17 protein-coding genes are annotated in these 19787 nt (G+C 44.9%); 5 read left to right on the top strand and 12 right to left on the bottom strand.

What is annotated here, in order from left to right; translation table 11 throughout:
- Positions 1–462: 462 nt before the first annotated feature.
- Complete coding sequence (locus tag ACI882_RS14265) at positions 463–1461, top strand: integron integrase (RefSeq protein ID WP_411744863.1); 999 nt, start codon at positions 463–465, stop codon at positions 1459–1461.
- Here the strand turns inward: ACI882_RS14265 and hutG are convergent.
- Together hutG and hutI are read right to left on the bottom strand one after the other, a co-directional pair.
- Entirely contained in the window at positions 1458–2429 is a 972-nt protein-coding gene (gene hutG / locus ACI882_RS14260) for a formimidoylglutamase (protein WP_411744862.1), read from the bottom strand. The two genes, ACI882_RS14265 and hutG, sit on opposite strands and share 4 nt — an antisense overlap.
- Complete coding sequence (gene hutI, locus ACI882_RS14255; protein WP_411744861.1) at positions 2426–3679, bottom strand: imidazolonepropionase; 1254 nt, start codon at positions 3677–3679, stop codon at positions 2426–2428. Before hutI ends, hutG begins: the two co-directional genes overlap by 4 nt.
- Before the next feature lie 122 nt (positions 3680–3801).
- On the opposite strand from hutI, the gene ACI882_RS14250 reads away from it, so the two are divergent.
- From ACI882_RS14250 to ACI882_RS14235, 4 genes are all read left to right on the top strand, one after another.
- Positions 3802–4545: a GntR family transcriptional regulator gene (locus ACI882_RS14250; RefSeq protein ID WP_411744860.1), complete on the top strand. Its 744-nt coding sequence runs from the start codon at positions 3802–3804 to the stop codon at positions 4543–4545.
- Between the two features lie 25 nt (positions 4546–4570).
- Positions 4571–6256 carry a urocanate hydratase gene (hutU, locus tag ACI882_RS14245; protein ID WP_411744859.1) on the top strand — a complete coding sequence of 562 codons (1686 nt, stop codon included), beginning with the start codon at positions 4571–4573 and terminating at the stop codon, positions 6254–6256.
- Entirely contained in the window at positions 6256–7785 is a 1530-nt protein-coding gene (hutH, locus tag ACI882_RS14240) for a histidine ammonia-lyase (RefSeq protein ID WP_411744858.1), read from the top strand. Before hutU ends, hutH begins: the two co-directional genes overlap by 1 nt.
- A gap of 98 nt (positions 7786–7883) precedes the next feature.
- Positions 7884–9128, top strand: coding sequence for a substrate-binding periplasmic protein (locus ACI882_RS14235; RefSeq protein WP_411744857.1), 1245 nt, complete (start codon positions 7884–7886; stop codon positions 9126–9128).
- Positions 9129–9197: 69 nt separating this feature from the next.
- Here ACI882_RS14235 and ACI882_RS14230 read toward each other — a convergent pair whose 3' ends face one another.
- From ACI882_RS14230 to trpB, 10 genes are all read right to left on the bottom strand, one after another.
- Entirely contained in the window at positions 9198–10580 is a 1383-nt protein-coding gene (locus ACI882_RS14230) for a parallel beta-helix domain-containing protein (protein ID WP_411744856.1), read from the bottom strand.
- A gap of 24 nt (positions 10581–10604) precedes the next feature.
- Entirely contained in the window at positions 10605–11744 is a 1140-nt protein-coding gene (locus ACI882_RS14225; RefSeq protein ID WP_411744855.1) for a cytochrome-c peroxidase, read from the bottom strand.
- A gap of 140 nt (positions 11745–11884) precedes the next feature.
- Positions 11885–13714 carry a diguanylate cyclase gene (locus ACI882_RS14220; RefSeq protein ID WP_411746416.1) on the bottom strand — a complete coding sequence of 610 codons (1830 nt, stop codon included), beginning with the start codon at positions 13712–13714 and terminating at the stop codon, positions 11885–11887.
- Positions 13715–13874: 160 nt separating this feature from the next.
- Entirely contained in the window at positions 13875–14321 is a 447-nt protein-coding gene (locus ACI882_RS14215; protein WP_411743725.1) for an NUDIX hydrolase, read from the bottom strand.
- A 95-nt stretch (positions 14322–14416) separates the two neighbouring features.
- Entirely contained in the window at positions 14417–15028 is a 612-nt protein-coding gene (locus ACI882_RS14210) for a sugar O-acetyltransferase (RefSeq protein WP_411743726.1), read from the bottom strand.
- Between the two features lie 16 nt (positions 15029–15044).
- On the bottom strand, positions 15045–15344 hold the full coding sequence (locus ACI882_RS14205; RefSeq protein WP_411743727.1) for a DUF3817 domain-containing protein: 300 nt from the start codon (positions 15342–15344) through the stop codon (positions 15045–15047).
- Positions 15345–15354: 10 nt separating this feature from the next.
- Positions 15355–15954: a DUF1287 domain-containing protein gene (locus ACI882_RS14200; protein WP_411746415.1), complete on the bottom strand. Its 600-nt coding sequence runs from the start codon at positions 15952–15954 to the stop codon at positions 15355–15357.
- Positions 15955–16104: 150 nt separating this feature from the next.
- On the bottom strand, positions 16105–17544 hold the full coding sequence (locus ACI882_RS14195) for a cryptochrome/photolyase family protein (RefSeq protein WP_411743748.1): 1440 nt from the start codon (positions 17542–17544) through the stop codon (positions 16105–16107).
- A 104-nt stretch (positions 17545–17648) separates the two neighbouring features.
- Positions 17649–18413 carry a tryptophan synthase subunit alpha gene (gene trpA, locus ACI882_RS14190; RefSeq protein ID WP_411743729.1) on the bottom strand — a complete coding sequence of 255 codons (765 nt, stop codon included), beginning with the start codon at positions 18411–18413 and terminating at the stop codon, positions 17649–17651.
- The gene (gene trpB, locus ACI882_RS14185) at positions 18413–19675 is read right to left on the bottom strand and encodes a tryptophan synthase subunit beta (protein ID WP_411743730.1); all 1263 of its coding nucleotides are present in this window, start codon (positions 19673–19675) and stop codon (positions 18413–18415) included. Before trpB ends, trpA begins: the two co-directional genes overlap by 1 nt.
- Positions 19676–19787 lie beyond the last annotated feature (112 nt).

Genomic DNA, 19787 nt, shown 5'->3' with positions numbered 1-19787 from the left:
TTTCTGGATCGTAGGCATACGTTTCTCCAGCAGACACTATTTCACTGAAAATTGGCCAGATGCTTTCCCAATCTGCTTTAGTCGCCTCTCTAATGTTCATAGCTCGATATCTCTAGAAAAACATAACAGTTTTATATGTTTCATTTTGAAACATATTTATTTCTGATTACATTAACAGTAATTTAAATACTTGTCTGCAAGACTCTTAAACTGCGGTCTTAGCATCACCCTACCCTTCGTTCTTTCTCTCAAAAGTTTAGATATAGTTCACACTCGTTTGGTAAAAATTTCACGAAATAAGGTTCAAATTGAACTTTTTTGGTTTGATATCTATCAAAATGACCATTTTCGGGTGTTTCTTTACTATTTGAAGAATATCTTGTTTTTGTGATTGCAATCGCAAGTTTACATTGCACTAAACTGTATAAATATACAATTTAACCGTACAAAGGAATGTACATTATGAGAATACCTGAATCTATTGATGTTAAAGTGGCTTTACCCAGTAAACCTTCAAATTTTCTTGATCAGCTTCGCGTCTATATTCGCAGCCGTGGTTTAGCTTATACAACAGAGAAAACGTACTTACATTGGGTTCAGCGGTTTATTCGTTTCAATCAATACCAGTCACCAAAAGATTTTAATCTTAACGATATTGAGCTTTTTCTGAACCATCTAGCTCAACAACGGTTTTGCGCGCCTAACACTCAGGCCATTGCTTTAAACGCTCTCATTTTTTTGTATAGGGAGTTCCTTGGACTAAACACCAGTGGCCTTTCCTTTAATTACGCTAAACGCAAGCCAAAACTTCCAACAGTCCTATCCAAGGAGGAAGCTCAAGCCATTATTGGTAAACTCAGTGGCGTACAGCAGCTCGTCACACAATTACTGTACGGTTCTGGCTTGAGGATCAGCGAGGCCCTTCGTTTGCGTGTTAAAGACATAGATTTTGCTAATCGAGGGCTTTATGTTATGGAGGCCAAAGGTGATAAATCACGTCGTACGCTTCTTCCCGATTCTCTAATTACACCGCTTAAACAACAAATTGACTTTGTTCAGCATACGTTTGAAGCGGATGCTGCTGTGGGGAAGGCTGGGGTTTTTATGCCCGATGCGTTGGCAACAAAATGGCCGAAAGCTCAGTACGAACTTCGCTGGCAATTTTTATTTCCATCGAATGTCTATTCTATAGATCCACGCAGCCAAATTGAACGCCGACATCATATTTCTCGTGATCAAATTCAGCGAGCCATTAATCGCTCAGTTAATTCACTAGGAATACACAAACGAGTAAGCTGCCATACCTTTCGACATTCATTCGCTACGGAGTTGCTTCGTCAAGGTACAGACATTCGGAATATCCAAGAGATACTTGGCCATACATCGGTAGAAACGACGCAAATTTATACTCACGTCATTGGCATCCACGAACGTGGTATGCGTAGTCCTGTCGACTTTTAACTTTCCGGCAGCATTATATGGTGCGCTAAACGCGCGGCCAGCTTCGCGGTTTTTGTATCTATATCTAAAGCGGGATTTAGCTCTGCGATATCGGCCATAATAAGTTGTTTGTTCATTTTCTTTAGCAGCACTTTAATGCGGCTAATGAGTTTTAATACCACCAGCGGTTCTACGCCTAAGGCGGCTGGGGCGCTCACGCCGGGGGCTGCGCCTGCTGGGAATACGTCTAAACAAACGGTTAGGTATAAAACATCAATGTTCGCGAACCATTGTTCTAGTTTTGCAATAATGTTGTCTATGTCGGTTACGCCACAGTCTATGTCATTTACCCATTGTACGTTTTGCTGTTGGGCAAACTGAAACAGTGATTCGGTATTGGCGCTGGGGTTTAACCCGATAACCGCGTAGTGAAAAGGTTGTGCGTTTGCTTCGCACCACTGCTGTGCTTGACGAAACGGCGTGCCTGAACTCGTTTTAGGTACTGGGTTGCGCAAGTCAAAGTGCGCATCAAAATTTAGAATGCCTAGCCGTGTGGTTGGTTTATGTTTTTGCAGGTATTGTTGCGTACCTAAAAAGCTGGCCCAGCCAATTTCATGACCGCCGCCTAGGCCTATAGGTAAGCCTCCGGCTGTTAATATCTTTTCAAGTTCGTCTGCGTAGTTTTGTTGCGCTTGTTCTAGGTAGGTGTCGTTGCAATCTACATTACCCACATCGTGTATTTGGAAACCCACTGGGCAGGCTAAATTTGCCAACGCTTGCCGTAAGCTATTTGGCCCTTGCGCTGCGCCTCGTCGGCCTTGGTTTCTGGCGACGCCTTCATCACAAGCAAAACCCAAAAGAACGGGAGCACCTTGGTAGTTCGTTTGTTGCTCGAAGGTAATTTGTTGGTGTAATCGGATGCTGGTTGCAGCATCTTCAGCATCTACTCGGCCTTGCCAACACTCTTGGTAATTTACTTGTGTGCTCATAAGTTAGGTCTCTCTTTACCAAGGTGCCAAGATTGTGTCGGGCGGTGCAGGTTAATTTCATGAATCAATTGGCGCGGATGCTCACAGGCAAACAGCAAGCAGTCTGCATCGTAGCCTACTTCAATTCTCCCTTTTTGATTTGCTAGGCCCAGTGCCGCTGCCGCGTTAACCGTGATGCCGTTAAAGGCTTCGAAAGGGGTAAAGCCAAATAGTACACAGCCAAAGTTAGCGGCTGTTAATAAGGAGCCTAAAGGTGAACTACCTGGGTTTAAATCGGTTGCAATCGCCATGGGTACCTGGTGCGTTCGAAATAACTCTATGGGCGGTTTCTGCGTTTCTTTTAGGAAGTAAAATGCGCCCGGTAAAATCACTGCGGTAACATTAGCAGCGGCCATTTTTTTTACCTGCCCTTCGCTGACATACTCAACATGGTCAGCCGAAAGCCCTTGGTATTCACAAACTGCTTCAGTGCCTTGCGAATCGGAGAGTTGCTCAACATGGCCTTTAATGGCAAAGCCTAAGTCTTTCGCCGCACGGAACAAGCGCTTAGATTGCTCGGCGCTAAACGCGATAGACTCACAAAACACATCGACTGCCTGCGCTAAGCCTTCTGCTTTGACTAACGGTAGTAACTCGTTGATGATTAAATCTAGATATTCATCATCACGGCCTAGGTATTCAGCCGGTACGGCGTGTGCGGCTAAACAGGTCGCAGAAACGGTCACCGGTAATTCAGTGTTCAAACGTTTAATGACGCGCAGCATTTTTAGCTCTGATTCTATATTCAGACCGTAACCTGATTTTATCTCGACCGTTGTAACGCCTTCATGGATCAACGGTAATAACCGTAGCCGTGCAGATTCATACAATTCATCTTCAGTTAAAGCACGGGTTGCCGCTACGGTGCTTTTTATGCCACCACCAGCTCGGGCAATGTCTTCATAGCGAACGCCATTTTGCAGCTGTTCGAATTCGTCGGCACGGTTACCGCCGTAAACAAGGTGCGTATGGCAGTCAATTAAGCCTGGGGTTAGCCATTGTTGCTGACCATCAATCACCTCTCCAGCCTCTATCTTGGGCGCATGTTCCGTACTCCCGACATAAATAAACTTGCCCTGCTGCCAAGCAACACTGGCGTTTTCAACCACTGCCCAGCTTTGTTCAGATACAGAAGGCGCGCGCACAAGCCGTACGTTATGTACTAATACATCGGCCGTGAGGGTTGAGGTGTGACTAACTGACTTCGACATTCGCTTTCGACCTTCATTTTCAGAATTACGACAAGAATAGTTGTATATACAACTTTAAGCAACTAAGCTGTCGCCAACCTATAAACGCATTGAATTTATTCAAAACTTAAGGCTTAGCATAGATGAACACCCCACGCTTTGAAGTTATCAAGAAACACATAATCGCTTACATCGAACAAGGCGATTGGCGTCCGGGTGATGCTGTGCCTTCAGAGAACCAGTTGGCCGAGCAATTTGAAGTGTCACGTATGACCGCGCGGCGAGCTTTAACCGAGTTAACCGAAGCAGGCGTACTTGAACGCGTGCAAGGCGCGGGTACCTTTGTGGCCGAGCAATTACCAACTGGCTCGTTATTAGAAATACGCAACATAGCCGATGAAATACATGAGCGCGGCCATAAGCACCTTGCCGAGGTAATCTGCTTAGAACAACGCACTACTACCGACGCAGAAGAAAAGCTCATTGGCCTACCTGTTGGCAGCGTTTATTTTTATAGCCAAGTAAAGCACATTGAAGAAGACACGCGCGGCAAACAAGAAGTGATTCAGTTCGAAGAACGCTATGTTAATAGCGTGGTTGCGCCGCATTATTTAGAGCAAGATTTCACCCAAATAACGCCCAGTGCTTACTTGTCTTCTGTATCACCTTTAAGCCAGGCCGACCATTGGGTCGAAGCTATTTTGGCACCGGCAGAAATAGAAGCCTTATTAGAAATACCCACAGGAACGCCGTGCCTCAAGTTGTCGCGGCGAACCTACAGTTATCAACAAAACCCCACAAAGAAACAAAAATTTATTGTCAACTTTGCCGTGCTGTATCACCCCGGCCCTGGCTACCGTTTAGGTGGCCATCTTATTGCCTCGTGACCAACACTTAACTCTGGAGAATCGTATGACGCGTCTTGATACCACTCGAAACATCGCTGCGGCGACGGGTACTAAACTCACCGCTAAAAGCTGGTTAACCGAAGCGCCGCTGCGCATGTTAATGAACAACCTACACCCCGATGTAGCCGAGCATCCTCATGAGCTTGTAGTGTATGGCGGCATTGGCCGAGCGGCACGCAACTGGGAAAGCTATGACAAAATTGTTGAAACCTTAACGCGTTTAGAAAACGATGAAACCTTGTTGGTGCAAAGTGGCAAGCCAGTTGGCGTATTTAAAACTCATGAAAATGCACCACGCGTACTCATTGCCAACTCAAACTTGGTTCCGCATTGGGCTAACTGGGAACACTTCAACGAGCTCGATAAACAAGGCCTCATGATGTACGGCCAAATGACAGCAGGCTCTTGGATCTACATTGGTTCACAAGGCATTGTACAAGGCACTTATGAAACCTTTGGCGCTATGGCACGCCAACATTTCGATGGTGATGCACAAGGCAAGTGGGTGCTCACCGGCGGCTTAGGCGGTATGGGCGGCGCGCAGCCGTTGGCCGCAACCATGGCAGGCTTTTCAATGATCGCTGTCGAGTGCGATGAATCACGTATCGACTTTCGTTTACGTACCGGCTATGTCGATTTCAAAGCCACTTCGCTCGATGAAGCCCTAAAAATTATCGACACCGCTAAAGCTGAAAACAAAGCGGTCAGTGTTGGCTTGTTAGGCAACGCAGCCGATGTTTTCACCGAAGTGGTCGACAAAAACATTGTTCCCGATGTCGTCACCGACCAAACCAGTGCCCATGACCCACTTAATGGCTACCTGCCACAAGGTTGGACCATGGCACAAGCAAAAGAAAAGCGTGTCAGCCACGCCGATGAAGTGGTCGATGCCGCTAAAGTTTCCATGGCCGTGCAAGTTGAAGCCATGTTGGCGTTGCAAAAGGCAGGTTCTGCAACCGTAGATTACGGCAATAACATTCGCCAAATGGCACTCGAAAAAGGCGTTAAAAACGCATTCGATTTCCCCGGTTTTGTACCCGCTTACATTCGCCCGCTATTTTGTGAAGGCATAGGCCCATTCCGTTGGGTCGCGCTATCAGGTGACCCTGAAGATATTTATAAAACCGATCAAAAAGTGAAAGAACTTATTCCCGATGATAAGCATTTGCACAATTGGTTAGACATGGCACGCGAACGTATTCAGTTTCAAGGTTTACCTGCGCGCATCTGTTGGATTGGTTTAAAAGACCGGGCCCGTATTGGTCAAGCCTTTAATGAAATGGTGGCCAACGGCGAACTCAAAGCACCCATTGTTATTGGTCGTGACCATTTAGATTCAGGCTCTGTGGCTTCACCGAACCGTGAAACCGAAAGCATGAAAGACGGTTCCGATGCCGTTTCCGATTGGCCACTACTCAACGCATTATTAAACACCGCAAGCGGCGCAACTTGGGTCAGCTTGCATCACGGTGGTGGTGTGGGTATGGGCTTTAGTCAGCATTCTGGCATGGTGATTGTTTGTGATGGCACCGACGATGCTCACGCGCGCGTGGGTCGAGTACTTTGGAATGACCCAGCCACTGGCGTTATGCGTCATGCCGATGCTGGATATGAAATTGCGACCAATTGCGCCAAAGAACACAACTTAGATTTACCCATGTTAACCACACCGAATGCGAGCACTAAATAATGAAAACCTTACACATTAAACCAGGGCAATTAACGCTGGCCGATCTTTATTTGGTTCACCACAATGCCGTAACCTTAACACTAGATGACTCATGTATTGAAGGCATACACCGCTCCGCCGCGACCGTTAAAAAAGTAATTGATGAAAACCGAGTGGTTTACGGTATTAACACCGGTTTTGGTTTACTCGCCAACACTCGTATTGAACCAGCAGAACTGGAAACCTTACAGCGCAGCATTGTGTTAAGCCATGCCGCTGGCATTGGCAGCTTTATGGAACCTGCCACGGTTCGTTTACTCATGGTGCTTAAAATTAATTCTTTAGCACGTGGCTATTCAGGTATTCGTTTAGAAGTTATTGAAGCACTGATAGCGCTGGTCAATAAAGAAATTTATCCGTGCATCCCAGTAAAAGGTTCCGTGGGTGCATCGGGTGATTTAGCGCCGCTCGCGCACATGAGTGCCATTTTACTCGGTGAAGGTGAAGCCTTTTATCAAGGTAATATTATTCCGGCAAAACAAGCGCTAGAAATTTTGGGCATTGAACCCATTGTACTTGCACCAAAAGAAGGCTTAGCGTTGCTAAATGGCACGCAAGCTTCTACGGCATTAGCCATTCAAGGTCTATTGGCTGCAGAGAATGTTTTGCTCGCCGCCACGGTTATAGGTGCAATGACTGTCGATGCAGCGCAAGGTTCGCGCTCGCCTTTTGATGATCGTATCCATCAGGCACGCGGCCACCAATCTCAAATAGACATGGCTTATGCTTACCGTCAACTGCTCGGTCACTCGCCCATTGAGCAATCGCATGAAGGTTGCGAAAAAGTGCAAGACCCCTATTCGCTGCGCTGCCAACCACAGGTAATGGGCGCTTGTTTAACGCAAATACGCAACGCGTCGGCAGTTATTTTAACCGAGGCTAATGCGGTGTCTGATAATCCACTCGTGTTTGCAGAAGACGATGACATTTTATCAGGCGGTAACTTCCACGCTGAACCAATCGCCATGGCGGCCGACAATTTAGCTCTGGCCATTGCTGAAATTGGCGCGCTCTCGGAGCGTCGCATGGCGTTAATGATCGACAGCCAGCTAAGCGGCTTACCGCCATTTTTGGTGAACAACGGCGGTGTAAACTCTGGGTTTATGATAGCCCAAGTTACGGCCGCAGCCTTAGCTAGCGAAAACAAGACCTACGCGCACCCTGCATCAATTGACAGCCTACCCACTTCAGCCAACCAAGAAGATCACGTTTCAATGGCCACCTTTGCGGCCCGTCGTTTAGGCGATATGCATGAAAATACGGTGGGTATTTTAGCCGTCGAAATATTAGCCGCTTGCCAGGGTCTAGACTTTAGGGCGCCGCTCACCTCATCTTCAGCCATTGAACAGGCCAAGGCGGTTTTGCGAGCAAGAGTCCCATTTTATGACAAGGACCGTTACTTCTCCCCTGACATTGAAAAAGCAGCTGAGCTCATTCGCAGCAACGGTTTGCAAGAATTTGTTGATCAGGTGATCCACATTTCTGCTTAACCTCGCGATAAGTGGCTCACCTTGTGAGCCTATGCGACATTGGCAACTGCAAATATATTCGCTATATTGACAATAATAGTAGAGTAAGTAGGAACCCTTTGACATCTAACTGCATGCGTAACCTTGGCTTTGTTATTATCATCGCTGTCTCCATAACAGCCCAAGCTAAGAGTCCGCGCTCGATAATCCAAATTGGTACGGGCATCTCACCCCCGTACCAATTTTTGGAGCAAGGCAAAATAACCGGCAAAACTGTCGATGTAATGCGGTGCGTTTTAGACAAACAGGCTTTACCTTACAACATTCAAGTTTACCCATGGCGACGAGCCCTGAACCTATTCTCTAATGCCAATTTAGAAATGGTATTTGGTGCAAATGTGGTGACCGGTTGGCCATCCAATACGGTCTCATCTGCGCCCCTAGATTTAGAAAAGTGGTTTTGGTATTCAGCGACGAGCAGCCATAAGCCCGCTTTAACCAGTTCTATTGCCACTATTGCGGGTTCTAATCAAGACAGTTGGCTACAACAACATGGCTATTCAAACCTGTTTTATCCGCCTAACTTAGAATCAGCGGTAAAGATGCTGCGTGCAGGTCGAGTCAATTTTATGCTAGCCGATGAAACCTATGTTGACCATCTCCTGCTTAGCCAAAACCCTTCAAGCCGGCCCATTGCCAAGTCATTTTCAAGGTTTTCACCGCAATATGCCTATTTCTCACCCCTATTGATTGAGCGCACCGACAGTATCGTCGAAAACTTTGATCGCCACATTGGTGAATGCAACCCTGCTATCCAAGCAGTGGACCTCCACACAGAAGCCGCCCTTAAGAAATCGGCAAACCATCTGAACGCCGAAATCAACCAGGCACAATTGCGCTCTGCTTTAATTCAAGCTAAAAAAAACCAGCCAAGCTTGTCAACAGACCGCATTGTTAGACAAGAAGCGACCTGGCAACTCCCTAACAGCAGGCTTGTGAGCAGAATTTTAAACAGCTCCGTATCCACCAGTTTAAACGCATTGGCGAGTAAGAACCGCCATATTGTGCAAGAGGTTTTCTTAACCGATCAATTAGGGTTTGTGGTTGGGATGAGCAGACCAACAACCGATTACTGGCAGGGTGATGAGCAAAACTTTATCAGTGTTGCGCAAGGTTCCGACGCCGTGCAATCGGTAAGCAATATCTATTTCGATGAATCGACTCGCTCTTTTCAATCTCAAGTTAGCCTACGTATTAGTGACCCCGATACTGGCGAGTTTTTGGGTGTGTTGGTTTTTGGATTGGCGCTTGAGGCAGTGATGGAGCATTACTTCACCACGATAGAAATGCATGTTCCGAACTAGCCAAATATCTAAGCACCAACATTGGGTGCCTAGATAAGATGCCGTTTCTAACTTAGCTGTTTGGCTCCACTACTTCTTTAAATTAAGCATGTACTCAGAGACCGCCAATCTAACCTCTTCAGATAAATAATACTGAGGGGGCATTTCTGGGTAGCCTTCATTGATTCGAGCTGGCATTAATATATAGGCGGCAACCGCTTCTGCGCTATTGCCCCAGCGCTCTTGAATTTGCTTGATAGGAGGGCCAATAATTCTATTTTCATAGGTATGGCAACCTGAGCAAACGGCATAAAAAGTGCGCTTGCCTAGTTCTTGTCCTGAGGTATCGCGCGGTGGCACTGGCTCATCTAACATCATGGTCGTAATATCGGCGGTATTGCTACCGGCCTCGCAATCGTCAAATTTATTTAAGCCAAAGACGCGATAACGACTCTCCTCTAGAATACAGCTGCCTTTAGAGCCGCCAAATTGAAACACATCGGGGCCGGTACTTGTAAACTTTAATTTCATTAAGGTTTTCATATCGCCGGCGACAGAGTGACCATTATTGGCCATTAAATTGTGATAAATTTTAATGCCATCAGGGTCTGGGTCGTGATCTGGATCGCTGCCTATATCGGCAATTTTTGCATCTAAGATAGTGATGCCGGCGTTGCCGTTATTGGTAATTATATTATTTTCAATCGTCACGTTATCGGCTGAGATCAGCATTATGCCCGTCCCTGTGGGTACGGTGGCAACAATGGAGCCTTCCGGTGCAAAGTTGACATGGTTATTGTTCACAACAAAATTGTCACGAATAATAATATCGGAGGCGGTTTTAATCGGCAGGCCAGGTAAGGCAAATGCCAATATGCCGCCAGCATTATCATGAACATAGTTGTTTTCAACCAGGGCAAAACGTGAGTTTTCTATCTCAATCCCCGCAACCGATTCATAAACTTCGTTGTGCCGTACATCAATATTGTCACTCATGCCTACGTATATCGCAGCGTCTTCTATGCCACTTAATACATTGTGCTCAATAAGCCCGTTTTGGCCAAACTGTGGAAAAATTCCGTATACCCCAGCGTCATGGATAAAATTATTACGAATCAGGAAGTTATTGCCCGCCTGGCCCATAATACCGTTGCCTTTATAGTTAATAATTTTTAAGCTTTCGATGGTGATGCCGTTGCCAGAATATAATATGGCATCGTTGAGCACTTTTTCGCCATCCAATACAGGCCATTCTCCCTTTTTAACAATCCCCCGAATGGTTATATCGTCTTTATCTATAAAAACAGTCTCATGATACACCCCTGGCTGAATTTCAATAATATCGCCTGGTTGAGCTTCATGAACCGCTAACTGGATAGACTTACCTTTCTTAACTTTTATAACCTCTGCGTGGGCGGATAACCCGAACACACATAAGACTAATGCGATTATTATTTGTTTTTTTAGTCGCATAACGTTCCTCTCTTTTTAGTTGTATTATTGCACCGTCAAACCTGACGGTAATTCAATGGGTTTAATAGGTTTCAAACTCTCATCGGTCAGCGTTAATAAGAAATCAACAAGTCGATCTATTTCTACTTCGGTTAGGTTGGGCTCCCAAATATGCCAATGTAACTTTAAATCTTCATTTTCAGGTACCGCATGGCCCCGCCCTTGTGTGTAAAAGGAGACTGTTTCACGCAACGTTTTAAACTTGCCGTTGTGCATGTAGGGCGCGGTGAGTTCAATGTTGCGTATACTGGGTACTCTAAAGCCTGCTCGTAAATCGGGTAAATCTAAGTGACTTTGTGCGCCAATATCAAAAGCGAGTCCATCAGATTCGGGGACGCCAATAACCGCGTACTGCTGGTTAGTAAACAGTGGTGGGGTATGACATTCGGCACACCGTGCAACAAATGATCTGAATAAATTTAGTCCTTCCAGTTCTTGCTGATTTAGCGCGTCTGCGTAACCATGTGCGTACCAATCGTAGCGACTGTTGAGCGAAACAAGTGAGGTTTCAAACGCAATAATGGCCGTGTATATATTATCTAAGCTAATCGGTTGGTCATCTGCTAAATCAAACGCTTGCTTGAACAATGGTCTGTAGCCTGAAGAGTTATTCATTTTGTTAAATAGCTCAACCCGGGTCAGACCCATTTCAGCCTCATGGTAAAGCGGGCCTTCTACTTGAACCTCCAAAGATTCTGCACGAGCATCCCAAAATAGGCGCTTCAAGAAGCCTACATTCCAAAGCCCAGGCGCTGATCGAGTGCCTTGTTTACCGAAGACGCCCGTACTCACCGCCATGCCATCGGCAAAGCCTTTATCGGGTTGATGGCAAGACGCACAAGAAATGCTGTTATCTACCGATAAGAAAGGGTCAAAAAACAGATAGCGGCCTAAATCAATTTGTTGCGGGCTAAAACCATCTCTGTTCTCTGGTAATGCGGTTTTTAGACCACCTACTCCGCCATCTTGTAGCGAGTCATATTGCTGGTATAGCGAAATTAAATGACATTCATTTTCATTATTTATTTCAAAGCTCGGAGGGCATTGCCCAGACAACTGCAGTGTTTGTGCATGAATTGGGAAATTAAATACAAGAACCACGATTGTTATTATTATTTTATACATCTAGATACTTCCGTACGACAAACCAAAGGCTTTAAGTGAACTTAACTGACCCTCAGTCAAATATATAACAAACTTACCTATAAATGCACCTACAAATTAACCAAACAGATTATATTTCCAGTGTTCGAATTTTTAGCTGTTTAAACCAGTAAGACCACTTTGTTACGTCCCGACTCTTTCGCCTGGTAAAGTGCTATATCGGCACGTGCTAATGTTTCATCAACCGATTGATCAGTAGCTCGGTAGGCTGCTACACCTAAACTAATCGTAACCTTCATTCTCTGACCATCTTCTGAAGTGATTTCCCTGCTTTCGGTAGCGACTCTGGCTTGTTCGGCTAATTGCTCAGCAAGCGAAGAGTTTATCCCTTTTATTACTACCGCAAACTCCTCGCCACCAATTCGCCCCACAACCGAGCTACCCATAAAATGCGGCAATAGACTTAATGCAACACTGGTTATCACTAAATCTCCGGCACTGTGCCCATAGCGATCATTCACTTTTTTGAAGAAATCAATATCGACCATGATCACCGTGAGTAAGTTCGAATCATTTTGCTCTCGTACAGATTGAAAAAGCTTTTCACCTTTTTCAAAAAAAGCTCGACGATTATTTAGCCCAGTTAACGCATCTGTTCTTGCCTGCACTTCGGCCCGTCTTTTCTCTTGAGCTAAATCATGAGTTCTTATGGAAACTTTATACTCAAGCTGTGCTGCTGCCGTCGCCAAATTTTTGGTTAACTCCATTTCAGATTTTAAAACTGCAGCTGTGGCTTCTGCCTTATCTAATTGCAAAAAGTGTATTTTGTTGGCAAGTGCCAATGACAACAAGGTCATCTCTAGGAATATTCCAAGGCTAAAGCTATAAAAAAGGTAAAAGTTAAACTCAATAATTCCGGTAATCATTAGACCCATTAGCATCATAGATAAGATTGAAAGCACCCAAGCAATCAAAAAGTATTTTGCCGATTTCTCTCCTTTTAACAAAGCTAAAATACCCGAAACCAGTACGGTTGGTGCACCTAAAACAGCCAAAACACCCGACCAAATTGTTGCAACATTCTGAAATTTAGGGAAAGCAGACACCACAATTGTAACAAGGGAGGCATACATGAAAAACTTTAATATGGAATCCATCAGGGACGATACACGGTATAAGTTAAGAAACTTACGAACAAACAATGTCATGAATATGGCGTTAAAGGGAGGTGCGGCAGTAGTCATAAAGGAATTAAATTTGATACTCTCCGGCCAGAGATATTGATAACCAAAGCCATAAATAATACTCAACATAAAAAACATTGATGAGCTATATAAAAAATAGAAGAAGTAATTTGTATCCCTAATACTTAAAAATATGAATAAGTTGTAGAAGCTTATAATTGCAATTGAACCAATAATTAGGCCATTTAAAAAATTGAGCGTTGCCACCGACCTCAGCATTTCGGTTTCACCCACAACTTCACCACCAAGTAAAAATGAGAAATTACTTACGGCATGTATTAAGACGATTTTCTGCTGCTTGCCAGCAAGTGAGATGGGAATTATAAAATTAGACGATGGAATCGCTCTGGCTTCATAAGGAAACTGCACACCAAACTCTTGGGTATCGACTAGTTGATTGCCTTGAAATGAATAAACACTTAATCGGCTAGTCCAGCTGGGAAATGTATTTAGAAAAATAAGAATGTCTTGCTCATCTAAATTGTTAAAGTCGAACTTTAACCAAAGTTGATCGGTACTATAGCCCCGCGCCAGATCAACTTCAGTACATGGTTTCCAAGTATTTGAGCTTAGTAAGATGCTAGCAGCCTCTGGAGTCCCTTGAGTTTGCTCGCTATCAGTTATGACAGAGCACACTTGCTTTAAATTCATCCGGCTAAAGTTAACAGACACGTCCAATGAGTAGGCGAATGTAGAAATAAGCCAAAGCCCTAGAAACATGAATTGCATCAATAACTTATTTTTCACCAATTTATTCTCAAACTCTGTCCCCTTTTGCTAAATTCAGAATAGCTCATTTTGGAGGCATTGCTTAAATTATAAAAAGTGCGAAATGTGAATGGTTCAACCAACAGTTGAGCAGTACCTAAGATTAACTGACTATACCTATATAGCGGTATTGTATGGCTTACCTAATAGAAAACCTTTGTTTCACGAATTCTATTAATAAGGGGTGAACGTTAGGGTAAGTATGGTTATTCGGAATATCACTAAACAGATGAACACCTTCAATTTCACTCTCAGGCAATACCCCTAGCTTAGCTATTTCTGCAAAGAAAAGCTGCCCATACGATAGAGAACCATCAACCCGTTCGATGGCATAGCTCGCTAAGGGGGTAATGTCGAACTCTAATGCTCCTGTTTCTTCAAACAATTCACGTTTGGCGCAAGCTAAAATAGATTCGCCGTGTTCGCGCTTACCGCCGGGTGATTCAAGCGTATCTCTTTGCTTATGCTTCACTAACAGCCACTGCTGTTGATACCGAGACACGACAACGGCCCATTGCAATTGGGCATCGTTAACGTTTTGAGCTGGGTATTTGGCAAGTTTAATGCGGGCTAAGTCATCTTTCATAGGGTAGGTCCATCTAAGTAATGCAAACAGCGGCCCAGTGTGATTAAACAAAGTAGGCTACCAATATACTCAGTAGCCTGCTCAACTAGCATTTTTTACTGTGCCGCTAACACACCGAGCTTATAGTCTTTAAAATAGTACTCTTTATCGTGCTCACCGATCTCTCGTAACACTCGACACGGGTTACCCACCGCAACAACGTTGCTCGGAATATCTTTGGTTACGATGCTGCCTGCACCAATCACAGAGTTTTCACCAATCGTCACACCCGGTAAAACCACTGAATTAGCACCAATCCAAACGTTATCGCCAATGTGCACAGGGATATTGAATTGCGCAACTTTTTTTCGGAGCTCGGGCTCTATTGGGTGACCGGCGGTGGCGATGGTAACATTTGGGCCAATCATCACATAGTTGCCAATATAAATGTGAGTATCATCTACCAGCGTTAAATTGAAGTTAGCGTAAACATTATTACCTAAATGTGTGTGTTTACCCCAGTTGGCATGTAAAGGCGGCTCGATATAACAATTATCGCCGACTTCAGCGAGTAACGTTTTCAATATTTCATTGCGACGTGTCATTTCACTGGGGCGCGAATGGTTAAAATCATAGAGGATATCTAAGCACTGTAGCTGTTCGTCGGCTACCGTATCGTCATCACAAAAATACACTTCTTCATTATGCATTTTCTCTCTCATACTCATGACGCACCCCACCTTTCTAAGATAATTGACTCATTTTGCTTGACTGTTTTAGTTCAGTCTTACGCAAATAAGCTTCAAGTAAAATGAATGCAAATGGAACAACCGAGGCGAGCAGTAACAAGACCCAACCCCAAACTGGCCAGCCTTGTTTGTTGGTGACCATTAGAGATAAAACAAAATAGAGAGCAAACAACACACCATGCGTCATGCCCAATGGGGAAACCCACTCTCTGCCGATAATGCCAAAAGTCACACTTAGAATAACCAAATACGACAAGCCTTCTATAAAACTGACTATGCGAAAAAACTTTAACATTTAATACTCTCTATTCGTGGGTGTTAGGCACATACTTGTAATGGCCCGTTATTTTAAAAGTGAAAAGCATATCATCTAACCGAGGGCCTGCGCCGATATTGTGCGCAATAAGTGGATTTCCGGTAACGTTAGAGATGTCATCAGTCACAATACCAATATGAGGTTTATTGCCCGGTAACATCCAGGTAACAATATCACCACCTTGGTAATCATTTTTATTGTCGGTTATCGTCAACACTTCACCATGTCTGGTAAAGAAAGCCTGCAAATTCGGCACTCTACGATGGTCAATATTGCGATCGGTGCTAGTCAGCCCCCATATTCGGTTAGAAGGATATTGGCTAAAATTGTCAGCCATATCCTCATGCACTAGTTGTTGTAGATCTGCACCAATACGACGATACGCCCTGATCACGACATCGGTACAAACGCCGATATTTGCAGGCACATCGCCATTTGGGTAAGGGATCGAAACATAGGAACCATCGTATCGTACATTAAAAGTTGTACGTTCTATTGCGGCACTAACAAATTCTTGTTCAAAGCTTTGACTATAACTATTGAGCGAAAAAGCGACAAAAAATAGGGTGCAACAGACCCGAATAATCATTGTGCTAGCAACCCCTTATAGTTGTGTGTGGTCTAAAAACAGCACCCTAATATACAGACTGCAATATTAAAGTCACCACTCCATGCTTGACTCACCATATAGTTAATCGGCCACCACCTACTTTTTACTCTTAACTTTTAACTTTCAAGCTTAAAGCTCACCTCGTAACTTCTTAGACTGTGCTAACGCTTCCAGCGCGCGCTGGCGGGTAGCTTTTAGATCGACCATGGGTTCTGGGTAGTTTTCACCTAGTTTTACGCCAGCATATTCGAGAATATTGTTAGGAGCCTCCCACGGATTATGTATATATTTAGCGGGTATCTTACTCAGCTCTGGGCAATAGCGTTTAACATATTCGCCGTTTGCATCAAAACGCTGTCCTTGGGTGACTGGGTTGAATATTCTGAAATAGGGAGCGGCGTCGGCACCGGTTCCTGCGACCCATTGCCAACTTGCACTGTTGGCGGCTAGATCTGCATCGACTAAACAATCCCAAAACCAACGTTCACCTTCACGCCAATCTATCAAAAGATTCTTCACCAAAAACGAAGCCACCACCATGCGCACTCGATTATGCAGGGTGCCCGTTTGCCATAACTCTCTCATTCCGGCATCTACTATGGGTATGCCGGTTTGTCCTTGCTGCCACGCTCGCAGGGCTTTGGTGTCTGTTCGCCAAGGAAAGTGTTCGAAGTTTGGACTGAAGTTTTCTTGCGCTATGTGCGGGAAGTGAAACAACAAGTAGTATGAAAACTCACGCCAACCGAGCTCTGTTAAATAACCATCTAAGCCGGCATCTTCAGTATTGCCATGTAACGAAGCAATTGCGGCATGCCATATTTGATTTGGCGATATTTCGCCAAAATGTAAATGCGGCGACAGTTGTGAGGTGGCTTGCAGTGCGGGAAAGTCTCTTTGGTTTTTGTAATTTTTAACGCCTTCAGGTAAGAATTCACTTAAGCGTTGGGCAGCGCCCTGTTCTCCCGGCGTCCACATTTGCTCCATCGTTTCGAACCACGGAATAGCGGGTAAAAGGTCAAGCGAGTCGACACCGTCATCCAACCCTGAATCATAAACTATATCAATTTTCTTTGGTGCCGCGATTGGCATCCTCGGTCCAGCAGTTGAAAGGCAACCTCGTCGATAATAAGGTGTGAAGACCTTATAAGGCGTTTTGTCTTTTTTTAATACCTGCCATGGCTCCCATAAAAGATGACTATTAAAGCTTTGTACCTTAACCCCGGCAGCTTGTAATAGTTTTTTAAGTTCAGTGTCGCGCTTAATTTGCCAAGGTTCGTAGCAGCGATTCCAAACGACATGTTTAATATTATGTTGCTGTACGATATTGAACAGCACTTCGCTGGCTACACCACTGACGCAATGCAGTTGCTCTGATAACGAATCGTTGAGTGCTTCCAAAGAATGATGCAACCACCATTTACTGGCGCTACCCATCTTAAAATGCTCAGGGCAGTTAGTATCGAAAATATATACAGGCAACACAGTGCCTAGTTGCGCAGCATGGGCGAGTGCGGGGTTATCATTTAGGCGCAAGTCTTGGCGAAACCAGACTAAGGTTGTTGCGTTAATATTATGGCTTCCTTCTTAACGATGTAAGCCGGCTTATACGCAACGATGGCCTATTTGGATCGACAACCCATTTAACTATATAGCTCAATGGGCTGTCATATCGGCTAAACTAATTGCGCGTCGGCCAATAGCGTTTTCATATGCGCTGCTGCAGCTTCACTGCCCTCGTGACGCTGCCACTCAATATACTTGGAGCAAAATGCAGCCACTTCTGCTGTACCTGTTAGGGCTTTTAAATCTTCTGCGCCACGAATACCAAAGCCGACCGATAATGGTAAGTTGGTATGGCTACGAATACGCTTAATGTAGGCATGAAATTCTTCGCCCCACATAGTTTGTGAACCGGTTACGCCCATTCTAGAAACAACGTAGATCATGCCACGTGCCGATTTCGCGATGCGTTTTACACGTTCATCTGGCGTGTTAGGAGTCACCATCAAAATTGGCGCTAGACCCAACTCATCAAGCTTAGGCATCAGGGGTTCAAATTGTTCTACCGGCATATCTGGAATAATCAGGCCTTTGATGCCTGCCGCAGCGGCATCTACAAACAATTGCTCTAAACCGTAACGATACAATGGGTTTAGGTAGCTCATTAAAATGAATGTCGCCTCAGGGTGGTTCTTTGAAACTTTTTTGGCCAACTCTAAAGTGGTTTTTACCGAGCCGCCTTGTTTTAATGCATCGTAACAAGCGTTCACTAGGGTGTGACCATCGGCGACTGGATCACTAAAGGGTACTTGCAACTCAATTAACTTAACGCCCGATTCAACTAGGCCAGCAATGGCTTTTTCATTTTCTTCAAGGTTAGGAAAACCCACCACGGCATGCGACATCACTTGTAGCTTGTCATTTAATTTAGGAAACATTATTTCTCTCCTTGTGTCGCAGCAAATAACTCTTTAGCGCGAACGGCTTCTCGCTCCAAAAAGTCTGACCATTCTGGTTGCGGGAAGGCACGAGCAATATTGAAAATATCTTTATCACCCCGACCACTTAAATTTATGACGATGTGTTGATCTGGTCGCATAGATTTTGCACGCTTAAAACCACCAGCCAACGCATGTGACGATTCTAAAGCGGGGATAATGCCTTCTGTTTTCATTAGCATTTTGAACGCGTCAGTCACTTCATGGTCTTGCGCTGACTCAGGCGTTACTCGGCCTGTTTGGGTCAGATGCGCCAAAATTGGCGATACGCCGACATAATCTAAGCCGGCTGCAATTGAGTGGGTATCACCCAATTGGCCATCGTCATTTTGTAAAAATAACGTTTTATAGCCTTGGGCAATGCCTGGCTTTGCGGTGTCTGGCAACAATCGCACTGAGTGCTCACCTTCTTTAAAGCTCAAACCGCCGGCTTCAACGCCAACCAAACCTACTTGCTCGTCCTCTAAAAACGCCGCAAATGCGCCCATGGCATTTGAACCGCCACCCACACAAGCGACTATTTCATCGGGTAAGCGCCCTATTTGAGTCATAGCTTGCTGTTTAATTTCTTGCGAAATCACACTTTGGAAATAGCTGACTAATTCAGGGAACGGTGCTGGGCCGCAAGCTGTTCCTAGAACGTAATGGGTATTCTCGACACTGCCCGCCCAATCTCGTAAGGCTTCGTCGAGTGCTTCTTTTAACGTACGGGCACCCGTTTCAACGCCAACGACTTTTGAACCCAACTGGCGCATCCAAAACACATTGGAATACTGTCGCTCTATGTCATCCGCGCCCATATAAATGGTGGCATCTAAGCCGAGCCTAGCCGCCATGATAGCGGTTGCCAAGCCATGTTGGCCCGCGCCAGTTTCCGCAATAACTCGCTTTTTGCCCATACGCTGAACCAATAAGCCTTGGCCTAGCACGTTGTTTACCTTATGTGCGCCTGAGTGGTTTAAGTCTTCACGTTTCAACCAAATTTGCGCACCTCCGAGTTCTTTAGAGAGCCGACGTAACGGCGTTAAAGGCGTTGGGCGACCACTGAACTCTTGCGTCAGTGTTAAATACTCTTGCCAAAAAGAAGGGTCATCTCGCAATGCAAAGAACATGTCTTCCAGCTCGGTCAATGCCGGTAGGAGAATTTCTGGTACGTAACGGCCGCCAAATTCGCCGAAATATCCGTTGTCACTGCGTATCATGATGATTCCTCTTTTAACTGAAGCTATTAAATTAACCGCCGTTGCAACTTCAACTAGACATTAACTAAACGGTTTAGTAAAGTTTGCTGCAATCATTGTTCAGAATCAAGCA

This window comes from Reinekea sp., from assembly GCF_046710285.1.
Taxonomy (GTDB): domain Bacteria; phylum Pseudomonadota; class Gammaproteobacteria; order Pseudomonadales; family Natronospirillaceae; genus Reinekea.
The sequence above is the reverse complement of the archived record's forward strand: the minus strand, read 5'-3'. Positions and strand labels throughout refer to the sequence as shown.